Source organism: Sneathiella glossodoripedis JCM 23214 (assembly GCF_000616095.1).
Classification (GTDB): Bacteria; Pseudomonadota; Alphaproteobacteria; order Sneathiellales; family Sneathiellaceae; genus Sneathiella; species Sneathiella glossodoripedis.
In genome coordinates, this window is the sequence record NZ_BAMS01000001.1 from 766,319 (window position 1) to 779,176 (window position 12,858).

14 protein-coding genes are annotated in these 12,858 nt (G+C 47.6%); 8 read left to right on the forward strand and 6 right to left on the reverse strand.

Annotation, left to right across the window (positions count from 1 at the left end; translation table 11 throughout):
• Positions 1-9: 9 nt before the first annotated feature.
• The 6 genes from JCM23214_RS03840 to ftsE all read right to left on the reverse strand — a co-directional run bounded on the left by JCM23214_RS03840 (position 10) and on the right by ftsE (position 5,901).
• A complete protein-coding gene (locus JCM23214_RS03840; RefSeq protein WP_025897650.1) occupies positions 10-2,337 on the reverse strand; it encodes an adenosylcobalamin-dependent ribonucleoside-diphosphate reductase in 2,328 nt (775 codons plus the stop codon).
• A 98-nt stretch (positions 2,338-2,435) separates the two neighbouring features.
• On the reverse strand, positions 2,436-3,167 hold the full coding sequence (locus tag JCM23214_RS03845; RefSeq protein WP_025897652.1) for a lysophospholipid acyltransferase family protein: 732 nt from the start codon (positions 3,165-3,167) through the stop codon (positions 2,436-2,438).
• On the reverse strand, positions 3,164-3,772 hold the full coding sequence (locus JCM23214_RS03850; RefSeq protein WP_025897654.1) for a YdcF family protein: 609 nt from the start codon (positions 3,770-3,772) through the stop codon (positions 3,164-3,166). The genes JCM23214_RS03845 and JCM23214_RS03850 overlap by 4 nt, the downstream gene beginning before the upstream one ends.
• Positions 3,769-4,317, reverse strand: coding sequence for a D-glycero-alpha-D-manno-heptose-1,7-bisphosphate 7-phosphatase (locus tag JCM23214_RS03855; protein ID WP_025897655.1), 549 nt, complete (start codon positions 4,315-4,317; stop codon positions 3,769-3,771). The genes JCM23214_RS03850 and JCM23214_RS03855 overlap by 4 nt, the downstream gene beginning before the upstream one ends.
• A gap of 1 nt (position 4,318) precedes the next feature.
• Entirely contained in the window at positions 4,319-5,206 is an 888-nt protein-coding gene (locus JCM23214_RS03860) for a cell division protein FtsX (protein WP_025897657.1), read from the reverse strand.
• On the reverse strand, positions 5,203-5,901 hold the full coding sequence (ftsE, locus tag JCM23214_RS03865) for a cell division ATP-binding protein FtsE (RefSeq protein ID WP_025897659.1): 699 nt from the start codon (positions 5,899-5,901) through the stop codon (positions 5,203-5,205). The genes JCM23214_RS03860 and ftsE overlap by 4 nt, the downstream gene beginning before the upstream one ends.
• 129 nt (positions 5,902-6,030) lie before the next feature.
• Here ftsE and JCM23214_RS23275 point away from each other — a divergent pair, with 129 nt between their 5' ends.
• The 8 genes from JCM23214_RS23275 to JCM23214_RS03905 all read left to right on the forward strand — a co-directional run bounded on the left by JCM23214_RS23275 (position 6,031) and on the right by JCM23214_RS03905 (position 12,856).
• Complete coding sequence (locus JCM23214_RS23275; RefSeq protein ID WP_025897661.1) at positions 6,031-6,777, forward strand: MJ0042-type zinc finger domain-containing protein; 747 nt, start codon at positions 6,031-6,033, stop codon at positions 6,775-6,777.
• Between the two features lie 39 nt (positions 6,778-6,816).
• Positions 6,817-7,356: a hypoxanthine phosphoribosyltransferase gene (gene hpt, locus JCM23214_RS03875; RefSeq protein WP_025897662.1), complete on the forward strand. Its 540-nt coding sequence runs from the start codon at positions 6,817-6,819 to the stop codon at positions 7,354-7,356.
• Between the two features lie 17 nt (positions 7,357-7,373).
• Positions 7,374-7,784, forward strand: a complete 411-nt coding sequence (locus JCM23214_RS03880) for a response regulator (RefSeq protein ID WP_025897663.1) — start codon at positions 7,374-7,376, stop codon at positions 7,782-7,784.
• A 75-nt stretch (positions 7,785-7,859) separates the two neighbouring features.
• Complete coding sequence (locus JCM23214_RS03885) at positions 7,860-9,026, forward strand: thiolase family protein (protein ID WP_025897665.1); 1,167 nt, start codon at positions 7,860-7,862, stop codon at positions 9,024-9,026.
• Between the two features lie 2 nt (positions 9,027-9,028).
• Positions 9,029-9,424, forward strand: a complete 396-nt coding sequence (locus tag JCM23214_RS03890; RefSeq protein ID WP_025897667.1) for a Zn-ribbon domain-containing OB-fold protein — start codon at positions 9,029-9,031, stop codon at positions 9,422-9,424.
• A 297-nt stretch (positions 9,425-9,721) separates the two neighbouring features.
• Positions 9,722-10,657, forward strand: a complete 936-nt coding sequence (locus tag JCM23214_RS03895) for an ABC transporter permease subunit (RefSeq protein WP_025897668.1) — start codon at positions 9,722-9,724, stop codon at positions 10,655-10,657.
• The gene (gene livM, locus JCM23214_RS03900; RefSeq protein ID WP_025897669.1) at positions 10,657-11,985 is read left to right on the forward strand and encodes a high-affinity branched-chain amino acid ABC transporter permease LivM; all 1,329 of its coding nucleotides are present in this window, start codon (positions 10,657-10,659) and stop codon (positions 11,983-11,985) included. The genes JCM23214_RS03895 and livM overlap by 1 nt, the downstream gene beginning before the upstream one ends.
• Position 11,986: 1 nt before the next feature.
• The gene (locus JCM23214_RS03905) at positions 11,987-12,856 is read left to right on the forward strand and encodes an ABC transporter ATP-binding protein (protein WP_025897671.1); all 870 of its coding nucleotides are present in this window, start codon (positions 11,987-11,989) and stop codon (positions 12,854-12,856) included.
• Positions 12,857-12,858 lie beyond the last annotated feature (2 nt).

Sequence of the window (12,858 nt, forward strand, 5' to 3'; positions counted from 1 at the left end):
GAGTTATCATCAGCTACATTTAGAAAATCCACAGGCAGTGCAGGTATCGCAACCTTCGCTTTTTAGTAATGCAGCTTCCCCACATTCAGGACATTGCCGTTGTAGACCAGATAGCTTTTGATTAGTGGATTGATCCATAGCCTGAATATGTGATGTTGTTTTTTCACTCTTGTCCGTCTGTTGAGGAAGAAAGCCAATTTGCACAAGATGTGTTTCAATTACATCGCCGATGGCTGCCAGCAAGGAAGGGACATATCTACCTTGCATCCATGCACCTCCCCGTGGATCAAATACAGCCTTTAACTCCTCCACGACAAAACTAACATCGCCCCCTCGTCTAAAGACCGCTGAAATCATTCGCGTTAACGCGACGGTCCAAGCGAAATGCTCGACATTTTTGGAGTTAATAAAGATTTCAAATGGTCGGCGACGCCCATCCTGAATAATGTCATTGAGCGTAATATACATGGCGTGATTGCTTTCTGGCCATTTCAGCTTGTAGGTTTGCCCCGGAATTGTACCCGGCCGGTCCAGTGGTTTTGTCATATATACAATGCCGCCTGCCTCGTAATTATCCTGTGGTCTGGGCTCGGGCTCGTTTAAGGGGAGGCTTGCCTGAGCTGAACTTTCCGGGTTGGTAGCAGCACTGTTCTCCAAAACAGCACCCGTGACATCATTGGGGCGATATGTAGTGCATCCTTTACAGCCCATTTCATAGGCTTTTAAATAAATATCCTTGAAGCTTTCAAAGCTGATTTCTTCTGGGCAATTAATTGTTTTTGAAATGGAGCTATCGATATATTCCTGAATTGTCGCCTGCATTTTGACATGGTCCATCGGAGTGAGGACCTGAGCATCTACAAAATAATCAGGAAGAGGCGTGGTATCCCCCTTAAGTCTTCTATACAATCGATAGGCATAGTCGGAGACTTCTTCAGATTTACGACTTCCATCAGGCATAAGAACATTGCGGGTATAGGTGAAACTGAATACCGGTTCTAATCCACTTGATACATTGTTTGCGAGTAAGGATATTGTCCCTGTTGGAGCGATAGAAGTGACAAGCGCATTGCGAATGCCATGTTTTCTGATGCCATCGACAATATCGTCATCAAGCTGGCGAATGGTTTCTCCCGAAAGATAGGCGTCCTTATCAAAAAGTGGAAAAGCCCCCTTTTCTTCAGCCAGATCAATGGAGGCCTGATAGGCTGCGCGTTGAAATTCTTTCATCCATTGATGGGTAAGTGAAATGGACTCATCTGATCCGTAGCGACGGCCGCACATGATCAGTGCATCGGCTAAGCCCGTAATGCCGAGCCCGATCCGTCGTTTTGCTTTTGCTTCGTTTTCCTGCTCCGACAGTGGAAATCCAGACACATCGATCACATTATCCATCATGCGAACGGATGTTCGCACTGTCTCACGAAGTGTTTCCATATCCAAGTGAGCGTTGTCTTCGAAGGGGGCACGAATGAGGCTGGTCAGGTTAATGGATCCCAGCAGGCAGGCACCATAAGGAGGCAAAGGTTGTTCCCCGCATGGGTTGGTCGCGGAGATATTTTCACAATAATGCAGGTTATTTCTGGCGTTAATTCGGTCAATAAAAATCACGCCGGGTTCTGCATATGCGTAAGTCGAGCGCATAATTGCGTCCCAAAGTTCGCGGGCTCGGATCGTTTTATACTGGGTTCCCTTGAAAACCAGATCCCATGGATCGTCTTTTTGGACTGCCTCCATAAAATCATCTGTAACAAGTACAGATAGATTAAACATTCGCAAGCGACCAGGATCCTGCTTCGCTGCTATGAAATCCAAAATATCCGGATGATCGCAGCGCAAGGTCGCCATCATAGCGCCACGGCGGGAGCCGGCACTCATGATGGTGCGGCACATGCTGTCCCAGACATCCATGAAACTCAATGGGCCTGAAGCGTCTGAGCCCATACTTTTGACCGGGGCTCCTTTGGGCCTGATCGTGGAAAAATCATACCCGATACCGCCGCCCTGTTGCATGGTCACGGCGGCTTCTTTGAGGTTGTCGAAAATGCCGCCCATATCATCGGGGATTTCACCCATTACAAAACAATTGAAAAGAGTTACCCGGCGTTTTGTGCCAGCCCCGGCAATAATGCGTCCCGCCGGCAGGAATTTATAATCCTGCAGGTTTTTAAAGAATTCATCGCTCCAGTAAGCCTTGTCTTCTTCTACTTCAGCAAGTGCGGTGGCTATTCTCTTCCAGGTATCTTCGACTTTGCCTTCCACGTAAGAACCATCGGACGAGCGAAACCGGTATTTCATGTCCCAGATTTGTTTTGATATGGGGGCAAGTGCAGTCATGTAGACCCTCTGGCATATAAAGAACCAATAGTCTCCAATACTATACGTTAAATTGGTATAATAGACAAATGGAATAACCGAAAAGATATTCTAAGTCATTATTTTGAAAGATATTTTTCTTTACTCTCTTGTACGAGGCGGCGGCTGTTTTCATCAATGCTTTGCTTTAGCTGAGCCATAAATTCTGCTCGCTTCAGTCCCGTTTCAATCGGCGGAAGAAATTCAATAATGATCACGCCGGGCCTGCAAATGAATTTTTTTCGGGGCCAGAATAGACCTGTATTGAGCGCAACCGGGATCACGGGTGTATCCAACTTTGAATAAAGAGCAGCAATACCGGGCTGGTAGTCTCGTTCCTCATCGATATCTGTACGCGTTCCTTCCGGAAAAATAACGATTTGACGTTGATCCACCAAAGCTTGTTTTGCCTGTTCGATCATTGACCGCAAGGCAGCCGCGTGACCTTTACGGTCAACTGCTATCATTTTTGTTTTACGGCAGTACCAACCGTATACTGGAATATTCAGCAATTCCTTTTTCAGGACCATTGCCGGGTCCCTGACCAGCCAGTGAAATGCCATCGTTTCAAAGGCGGATTGATGTTTGCAGGCGATAAGAGCTTGCTGTTTTGGAAGATTTTCTAATCCTCTCACTTCCACAGTCAATCCACACAGGTATTTCATGAGAAACATGATGCCCTTTGTCCATTGTGTCTGGCCGCGGACAATCCATTTTCGATCAACTACAAGAAATGGGATGAAAATCAGGTTCATGAAAATTGACCAGATCCAAAAACAGATAAAAAACAAAACTGATCTGATACGTGTCACTGAGTGTCTCCGGCCATGGCAACTCTTTCCAGATTTGCGCGGATTAGGCTGATTAGATATTTGTTGAATTCTGATGCGAGAATGAAAGCAGTTGCCGGCTTACGCCACCAACCGTCGAGTTCCAGAACATCGTTGATTGCGGCATGGGCGTAAAGTGTTTTATTGGGCATCTGACGTTTTAATTCTACAAGGCTTCGGGGCATATGATAGGCGCTTGTGACCACTATCAGGCTACTAAAGTTATTTTCAGATGCCCAAAGTGAAGTTTCATAGGCATTTCCTACTGTATCCTTTGCAATGCGGCCCAGATCGACGCAACAATCCATGATTTTTGTACTCTCCCCCATTGCCTGTCGCAGGGTTTCAGCACTAATTTCACTATTAACGCCCGATATTAGAACTCGTTGTGCGGCACCTGTTTTCAGCAGGTCCAGACCAAGCTTGAGCCGTGCCGGTGTACCGGTTAAAACAACAATCCCATCAGCGGATTGAACAGAACTGTATTCAGGATCCTTTATTTCTTCCACATACCCCAGAAAACCGCCAAGCCAGAGGAGAATGACGGCAATAACCATTCGAATTAGTATGGAAGCCCCGGATCTCATATGAAGCGCCCATCTTCAATCAAATCAACCGCTTTACTTAAGTTCGCTGCCACGGAAACAGGCAATAGATCTTTGAGGGTACCATCCGCTTGTGTTTTTCGGCCTTTACCCGTTTGCACAAGGAGTCTGTGCACGCCGCATCCATACGCTGCCTGCAAATCCCGAAGGCTGTCCCCAATCATGATGGTGTTCGATGGAGTGGTTTTAAAATCCTCCATTGCCTTGGTTAACATCCCGGAGCCGGGTTTGCGCATGGGAGTTTCCGCCCAAGGGGCATCAGGAGCATAATAGATCTGATCAATGGAGCCACCGGCCCGCGCAATTGCATCCAGCATTTTGGCGTGAATGCTGTGCAGTCTTTCTTCGTTGATAATGCCACGCCCAATGCAGGACTGGTTCGTGGCAATAACCACTCGATGGTTTCTTGATTTAAGGCGGGCGATAGCGTCAACTGTTCCTTCTATCAGGACCAGTTCTTCGGGCGATTTGACAAAATCCGCCCTGTCCTCGTTTATAACGCCGTCTCTGTCCAAAATTACCAGCACACTACATCATCCGTTTTAAACTGCCCAATACAATTAGCCTTACCGTAATCGTCGTTAGAATAACCACCAGAACGGGGATCATTGCAAGGGCAATCCACCCTTCAAACATCATGGAAGGAGCGGAAATCAGGCCAGCCTCCAAGCGATCAGCAAGCCAAGCCAGAACTTGCATCACAAGAATGGCAATTGCAAGGCCAGGCAAAGCACCAAAAAGACTGAGGCGTGCAAAATAATTTTGAAATTGTTTTGCGATGTAACTGTCCTTGGCGCCAATCAGGTGGAGGACTTCGATTATCTCCTGATGCATAACCATCCCTGTCCGAGCTGCAAACACGATAATAATGACTGTTACAATGCTGATCAGCATCATGATTATCGCGGCAATCGTTTGAACGCTCCGCGCTAGTAAAATCATTTTATCAAGCCAAGGCCGGTGGGTATTAAGGACAGCTCCGGGGACTTCACTTGCCAGCTTTTTAGCTGCGGCCAACAGATCAACTGCACTATTTTCGGAAATGGTGACTTCAATTAATCGGGGCAATGGCAACTGTTTTATAACATCTGTACGGCCCAGATAAGGAGCAAGAAGTTCCGCTGTCTCATCCAGACTAAGTGCACGGACATTCTCCAGTCCGGGAATGGATCGTAGTACGGAAACTGCTTTCTCCATTTTTGCTGACAGATCAATAGAGCTGTCGTGAGCAATTTCAACTGTCAGATTACCACTCACTGCTGCTGACCAGTTTCCGATTGCAGAGTTGATGGAAAATAAACCTATCAGAGCCAGAGAGGCCAAAAATACCATTGTTGCAATTACGACCGGCAGGTATCGGCTTGATGCATCTTTTTCAAGCTGCAACTCGGGTGATATTCCGAAAAATCTACTCACACCCCACTCCGTTTGTACTGTGATAGATACTCTTGAGCTGTTGCAAAATGAAGGGTGTTTGATCGCAGATACATAACCGGATACTGAAATTTTTGAATCAAGCCAATATCGTGGGTTGCAATAACAACAGTCGTTCCCAACTTGTTCAATTCCTGAAACAGATGCATCAACCGAAGTCCCATCTCCGGATCCATGGACCCGGTCGGTTCGTCCGCAATCAGCAACTGTGGCCTGTTGATCACAGCCCGGGCAATGGCGACACGTTGCTTCTCACCGCCTGACAGGGTCGGAGGGCGAGCCTGCATTTGATGACCGAGTCCCACCCAGTTTAAAAGCTCCGTGACGTTTTTTTCAATTAACTCTTCGTCCGCTTCTGCGATTCGCAGGGGCAGTGCCACATTTTCAAGCGCCGATAGGTGATCCAGCAGACGAAAGTCCTGAAAGACAACACCAATTTTGCGCCGAAATGAGGGAAGATCGCTTCGCTCAAGTCTACTAACTTCCTGCCCAAAAAGCGTCAGGAGGCCTCTGCTCGGCCGGTGAGACAGAGCCAGAAGTTTGAGCAGCGAGCTTTTTCCAGCTCCTGTTGGGCCGGTCAGGAAGTGAAAAGATCCGGATGCCAGATGCATATTGATATCACGCAGGACTTCAGGCCCCATGCCATATCGCATTCCGACATTTTCAAATATGACCAAATGGCCCTCCCCTAAAAAAACGAATGGCAAAGATAATCTAAAGTGGATTTATTGCATAGTCTTGTGCATGTTCATTCTTGCGCCTATAACTCATGAACGTTTAACCCATGGACGGATCGTTTCTAACCCATGATATTGACTTGCCCATCCTGTTCAACACGATATTCGATTGATGCTGCATCCATCGGTCCTGAAGGCCGTTTGGTGAAATGCGCTAAATGTGGTCATAAATGGCGTGAATTTCCGCCTGAGGATCTGCCAAAGCAGGTTCAGGAAGAGCCGGAGCCGCAGCCCGACGTGGCTGCACCGCAGGCAGGGACGCCCGACTCAGGCGGTGAAGATGCCACGATGAGTATCGAAGCCATGACGAGGGCTTCAAAAAAGCGTGAAGAGCAGCGAGCAAGGAAAAAGAAAATCCGACGCAGAATTCTGGGTTGGGTGCTGTTTGTTCTTATTCTGGCAGGTATCGGTGTTGGTGGTTACTACGGCCGAAATACAGTCGTTCAATTCTGGCCTGCGTCCGCCAAATTGTACCAGAAGATGAAGCTGGATGTGAAAACAGCCAATAAATTGGGGCTGGAAATACGTGACCTGGAAAACAAATCAGTTTCAGAAAATGGGGTGACTCGTTTAACCGTTTACGGAAAAATTGTGAATATCACTGGAGAGGACCAGCCTGTACCACGGATCGGTATTCAATTGGTGGATTCAAATGGCTTACATGTGTATAGCTGGAGCACTTCTGTAGAGCAGACAACTATCCCTGCGTGGGAAACCATCGAGTTTTCCTCCAGTATGAACCAGCCTCCAGAAGAAGCGAAGCATGTGAAAGCACATCTTATTGCCCCCAAAAAGTTGGGGCAGGAACAGAATTAGTTTTACGGCTGCCGTTGGGCGCCGAGAGTGGAGAAAGTCATGGCTACTCATGAGCCAAATATCGAAGTCCTGTTTTCAAGTGCGGATATTGAGGCACGCAATCGGGAACTTGCTGAGCAAATCGAACAGGATATGGGTTCGGATATTCTTGTGATTGCCGTTCTGAAAGGCAGTTTTGTTTTCGCTGCTGATCTGATCCGCGCTTTGCATCATGCAGGGGTAAAGCCACAGATTGATTTCATGGCGCTGTCCTCATATGGGGACAAGAAAATCAGTAGCGGTACAGTGGTGATTACCCGCGATATTATGGATACGGTTAAAGACAGAAAAGTTCTGCTCATTGACGATATACTTGAATCAGGGCGAACCATGGAATTTGCCGCTCGCGAATTACTCGATCGTGGGGCTTCAATGGTCAAAACATGCCTGATGCTGGACAAGAAGGGCAAGCGGGTTGTGGATTTCGAAGCGGATTTCGTAGGCTTTGATTGTCCGGATCTGTTTGTGATCGGGTATGGTCTGGATTATGCTCACTATTACCGTGAGTTGCCGTATATCGGGCATATTGTTGGTGACTAAGGGGAAGCCGGGGGGAAATGGCACGAATTCTAGTTGCAGAAGATGAAGCCTCATTAAGGGAATTTGTTCAGCGAGCACTCGTTCATCATGGACATGATGTCACTGCAGTCCGTGATGGAGCCGAGGCACTTCATCTACTGCAGGGTGAAGAAGAGTTTGATCTTTTGTTGACTGATATTGTGATGCCCGTCATGGATGGAATAGCCTTATCCCTTAAAGTCGCTAAAGAATTGCCAGAGCTCAGGATTTTGCTCATGACGGGATATGCTGCTGAACGACAGCGCGCTTATAACCTAGATGATTTAATCTATGATGTGGTTGCAAAGCCATTTACTCTGACTGAAATTTGCGACAAAGTAGAAGATGCACTGCGGTCGGTTAAATCGTCGACTGCTCCTGCAACAACAAAAGATCAAGGGTTGAGCTAACGTCAAGCACCTGCTTGTTGACCCTGATTAAATAAGAAAAAGCGTGTAAAGCGCCTTAAAAAAAGGATTTAATTAATGTCAATAAATGGCAAAGCCTATATTGCCGGAGCTTTCGAGCATCCAGTAAGAAATGCTGTGGATAAATCCCTTGCCCAGTTGCACGCTGAATGTGCAAAAGGGGCACTTGAGGATGCAGGTCTGACCAAAGATGATGTCGATGGGTATTTTTGTGCCGGTGATGCACCGGGGCTGGGTCCACTGGCATTAGCAGATTATATGGGACTGAAATTGCGCCATGTGGATAGCACGGAAACAGGTGGCTCTTCCTATCTTGTGCATGTGGCGCACGCCGCCGAAGCAATAGCGCTTGGTAAATGTAGTGTGGCCCTCATTACCCTTGCAGGGCGTCCAAAAGCGGAAGGGATGGCAACAGGAACCGCCCCGCGTGATTATGGGGCGTCTCCTGATGTTGCCTTCGAACTTCCTTACGCTCCAGTTATTACCAACATGTATGGTATGTGCGCCATGCGGCACATGCATGAGTTTGGAACAACCAGCGAGCAGTTGGCCTGGATCAAGGTGGCGGCTTCCCATCATGCGCAGCATAATCCAAATGCCGTGCTGAAAAATGTAGTGACAGTTGAAGATGTGGTAAATTCACCAATTATTGCGGACCCTCTGCATCGTCTTGACTGTTGCGTTATTAGCGATGGTGGTGGTGCACTGGTTGTTGTGTCTCCGGAAATTGCAAAAAGTCTAAAACGGCCTCTCGTAAAAGTTAAAGGGGCTGGCGAAGCGCCTAAACATCAAATGGGTGGGCGTGTCGACCTGACTTATTCTGGTGCAGCATTTAGCGGGCCAGCGGCATTTGAGGAAGCTGGTGTTAAGCCTTCTGACATTAAATATGCGTCCATTTACGACAGTTTTACCATTACGGTCCTGATGCAAATCGAAGACCTTGGGTTCTGCGCAAAAGGGGAGGGCGGTAATTTTGTATCAGATGGAAACCTGATCTCGGGCGTGGGCAAGTTGCCGTTCAATACTGATGGCGGCGGACTTTGCAACAATCATCCCGCCAACCGCGGTGGTATGACCAAAGTTATCGAAGCCGTGCGACAGTTGCGTGGTGAAGCACACCCTGCGGTTCAGGTTGAGAATTGTGATTTGGCTTTGGCGCATGGAACAGGCGGGTCACTGGGGACACGTCATGGCAGTGCAACTTTGATTTTGGAAAGGGAATAAAAATGACAGAACAAAAAATCTTCCCCGCGCCGTCAGTTGATCCGGAAACCAAGGAGTTCTGGGCCGCAACGAACGAGAATAAATTGCTGGTCAGATATTGTAACTCCTGTGAAAGCTATCACCATTACCCGCGAACCATTTGTCCTCACTGCGGTAGTGATGATACGAGCTACAAGCAGGCATCTGGTACAGGAACAATTTATTCCTATAGTGTCATGCGCCGGGCGAAAGAACCTTATGCGATTGCATATGTGACGTTGGATGGGATGGGTATTTCCATGATGACCAACATAATAGATTGCGATTTTGATGCGCTGGAAATTGGTCAGTCCGTGAAATTGAAATTTTCGCCCACTACCAGCGATGATGTTCGTTTACCAACATTTACACCCGCTTGATACAATGACGAACTGATTTGCGAAAGCAATTGAAAAGCTTTCGCAAATCGGATGATTGCTCAACTGTTTCCGTTTTGTGAAATTTCCACACCTTTTTTCGGTAATATTTAAACTAATCTTGCTTTGTTGCGGGTGAAATGTGCCTATGGTCACAACTCGCTTGCTTCTGGGCAAAAATGTGGCATACGCTATGGATAAAATTTTACCCTTATAAAATGGGGCGCGAAGTCGCGGAGGGAAACCGACGGCTTCAAAAATGGAATATGTGGCATCAATTAGGACAGGGAGAGGTGCCTTATGGAGTATTTTCTGCAGCAGTTGATCAATGGGATCACGCTGGGTTCGATCTATGGTCTTATCGCCATCGGCTATACGATGGTTTATGGGATTATTGGAATGATCAATTTCGCCCACGGTGATATTTTCATGGTGGGCTCGTTTATTGCACTGATTGTTATTACGGCACTTGGCATTACGGTAGCCTCAGGGGCCGGAGTTATAATCGCGGCACTTATTCTCGTACTAATATGTGCCATGTTAATTTCTTCAGCCTATGGCTGGACTTTGGAACGGCTTGCTTACAGGCCACTTCGCGGATCATTCCGTCTGGCTCCGTTGATTACAGCAATCGGTGTTTCGATAGTTCTTCAAAACTACATTCAGATTGCTCAGGGTGCACGTGTTAAACCTCTGCAGCCCATCATTACTGGTGGCCATACGATTATGAAACGTGTGGATGAAGCTGGCGAGTTTGTTGTTCAGATTTCCAATATTCAAATATTGATAATCGTGACCACGCTCGTTCTGATGGGAATTTTTTCACTTATCATTGCGAAGACGTCACTTGGCCGCGCGCAACGTGCCTGTGAGCAGGACCGTAAAATGGCATCCCTGTTAGGCATCAACGTTGACAGAACCATCTCAACAACCTTTGTGATGGGCGCAGCTCTGGCTGCTGTGGCGGGGCTTATGTTCCTGCTTTACTATGGCGTAATTGATTTCTTTATCGGGTTTGTCGCTGGTGTTAAAGCGTTTACTGCAGCGGTTCTCGGCGGGATTGGGTCTTTGCCAGGAGCTATGCTGGGTGGGCTGGTCATCGGGTTGATTGAAACTTTCTGGTCGGCTTATTTCTCTGTTGAATACAAGGATGTTGCAGCGTTTGCCATGCTTGCAATCGTGTTGATTTTTCTGCCTCAGGGATTACTCGGCAAGCCGGAGGTTGAAAAAGTATAATGAGCAGTCAAGTCTCTTCAGGGGCGGGCCTTTCTCCCGCAATGATGGCCAAGGATCTGCTCGTAGCCGGTATTCTTGCAGCAGCTATTTTTGGCACAACTCTTGGATTTAAAACCGAAACGGCTGTTGGCGGTCTTTCGCTTGAATACAAGATGGGCCTGGCGGCATCTTCAATTGCCATTGTGGTAGTTGGGCGTTTGCTATTGTGGTTGACCCTATGGCGTAAGGGCCCGGGGACAGGCAGTGCAAGTTCTGTCGCTGATTCCGTATTTAACGGGGTTGTCAGCCTGTTTGAAGGCCGGACAAAAATTCTGGGTATTGCGGCATTGCTGTTTGCGCTTGTTTTTCCGTTCCTGCCCTTCGCTGACAGATATTGGATTGATCTGGCAATTCTGATCCTCACTTACATTATGTTGGGTTGGGGTTTGAATATCGTTGTGGGGCTTGCCGGGCTTCTGGACCTTGGATACGTGGCCTTTTATGCAATCGGGGCCTATTCTTACGCACTGCTGGCGCATTATTTTGGCTTTTCTTTTTGGATGTGTTTACCGTTGGCGGGTATTCTCGCTGCGTTTTGGGGGATAATTCTGGGGTTCCCTGTTCTGCGTCTGCGCGGAGATTATCTTGCAATCGTAACACTTGCGTTTGGTGAAATTATCCGTGTTGTCCTGCTCAACTGGTATCAGTTTACGGGTGGCCCGGATGGGTTGTCTGGTATTCCGCGTCCAACCTTTTTCGGTCTTCCCTTCAAGCGGGGAGAGGGGAATTTTGCGGATGTGTTCGGGCTGGATTATTCATCAATACACCGAATAATATTCCTCTATTTCCTTATTCTCGCACTTGCACTTTTGACAAATTTTGTGACGAACCGGTTGCGCAGATTGCCTATCGGCCGAGCTTGGGAAGCTTTGCGTGAAGACGAGATTGCGTGCCGTTCACTTGGCCTGAATACAACCATGGTAAAGTTGTCCGCATTTGCAATCGGAGCCATGTTCGCAGGTTTTGCCGGCTCTTTCTTTGCAACGCGTCAGGGCTTTATTTCTCCAGAAAGTTTTACCTTTATCGAGTCAGCTCTGATCCTTGCGATTGTGGTGTTGGGGGGCATGGGATCACAAGTGGGTGTGGTCATCGCCTCCATTGCATTGATCGGCGGATTTGAGTTTTTCCGTGAAGCTGAACAATTCAGAATGCTCATCTTTGGTCTGGCTATGGTCGTGATCATGGTCTGGAAGCCGCGTGGTCTTGTCTCCACTCGTATACCTTCCATCTTCCTGAAAGAGAAAAAGGCCGTGTCCTCAGACATGGTTGCACAAGGGGAGGGACACTGACATGGCAAAATGGGATGAAAATGTTCTGCTGTCAGTAGAACACCTGAGTATGCGTTTTGGCGGCCTGCTGGCTGTAAACGATTTGTCCTTTAACGTTGGACGGGGCGACATTACGGCGCTAATCGGACCAAACGGAGCTGGGAAAACAACAGTTTTTAACTGCATTACAGGTTTTTATAAGCCAACAGAGGGAATGATCACGGCTCGTCATGAGGATGGTCAGACTTTCCTGTTGGAGCGTATGGATGATTTTAAAATTCCAAAACGGGCCAAGGTTGCGAGAACATTTCAAAATATTCGTCTCTTTGGTGGGATGACGGTTCTGGAAAATCTGATGGTCGCGCAACATAATCCGTTAATGATAGCATCCAATTTCACTATCGGTGGAATTTTGGGATTGTCTGGCTTTAAAAAGGCGGAAAATGAGGCAGTCGAGCTCGCTAAATATTGGATGGATAAAGCAGGACTAACCTATCGCGCAGATGATGCCGCCGCTGATTTGCCATATGGTGAGCAACGCAAGCTGGAAATCGCGCGGGCGATGTGTACGCGTCCAAAACTACTGTGTCTGGATGAGCCGGCGGCCGGTTTGAACCCTCGCGAATCCGAAGAACTCAACAGTCTATTGCTGTTTATTCGCGAAAAGGAAAATACAGGTATCCTGCTTATCGAACACGATATGAACGTGGTGATGGAAATTTCCGACCATGTGGTGGTTCTGGATTATGGCGTAAAAATTTCTGACGGCACTCCGGATGAAGTGAAAAATGATCCGAAAGTGATTGCTGCCTATCTGGGTGTGGATGACGATGAAGTTGACGAAGTTGAACACCAGATTGAACAAACAGCTGGTTCACAGGAGGGGGCATAATC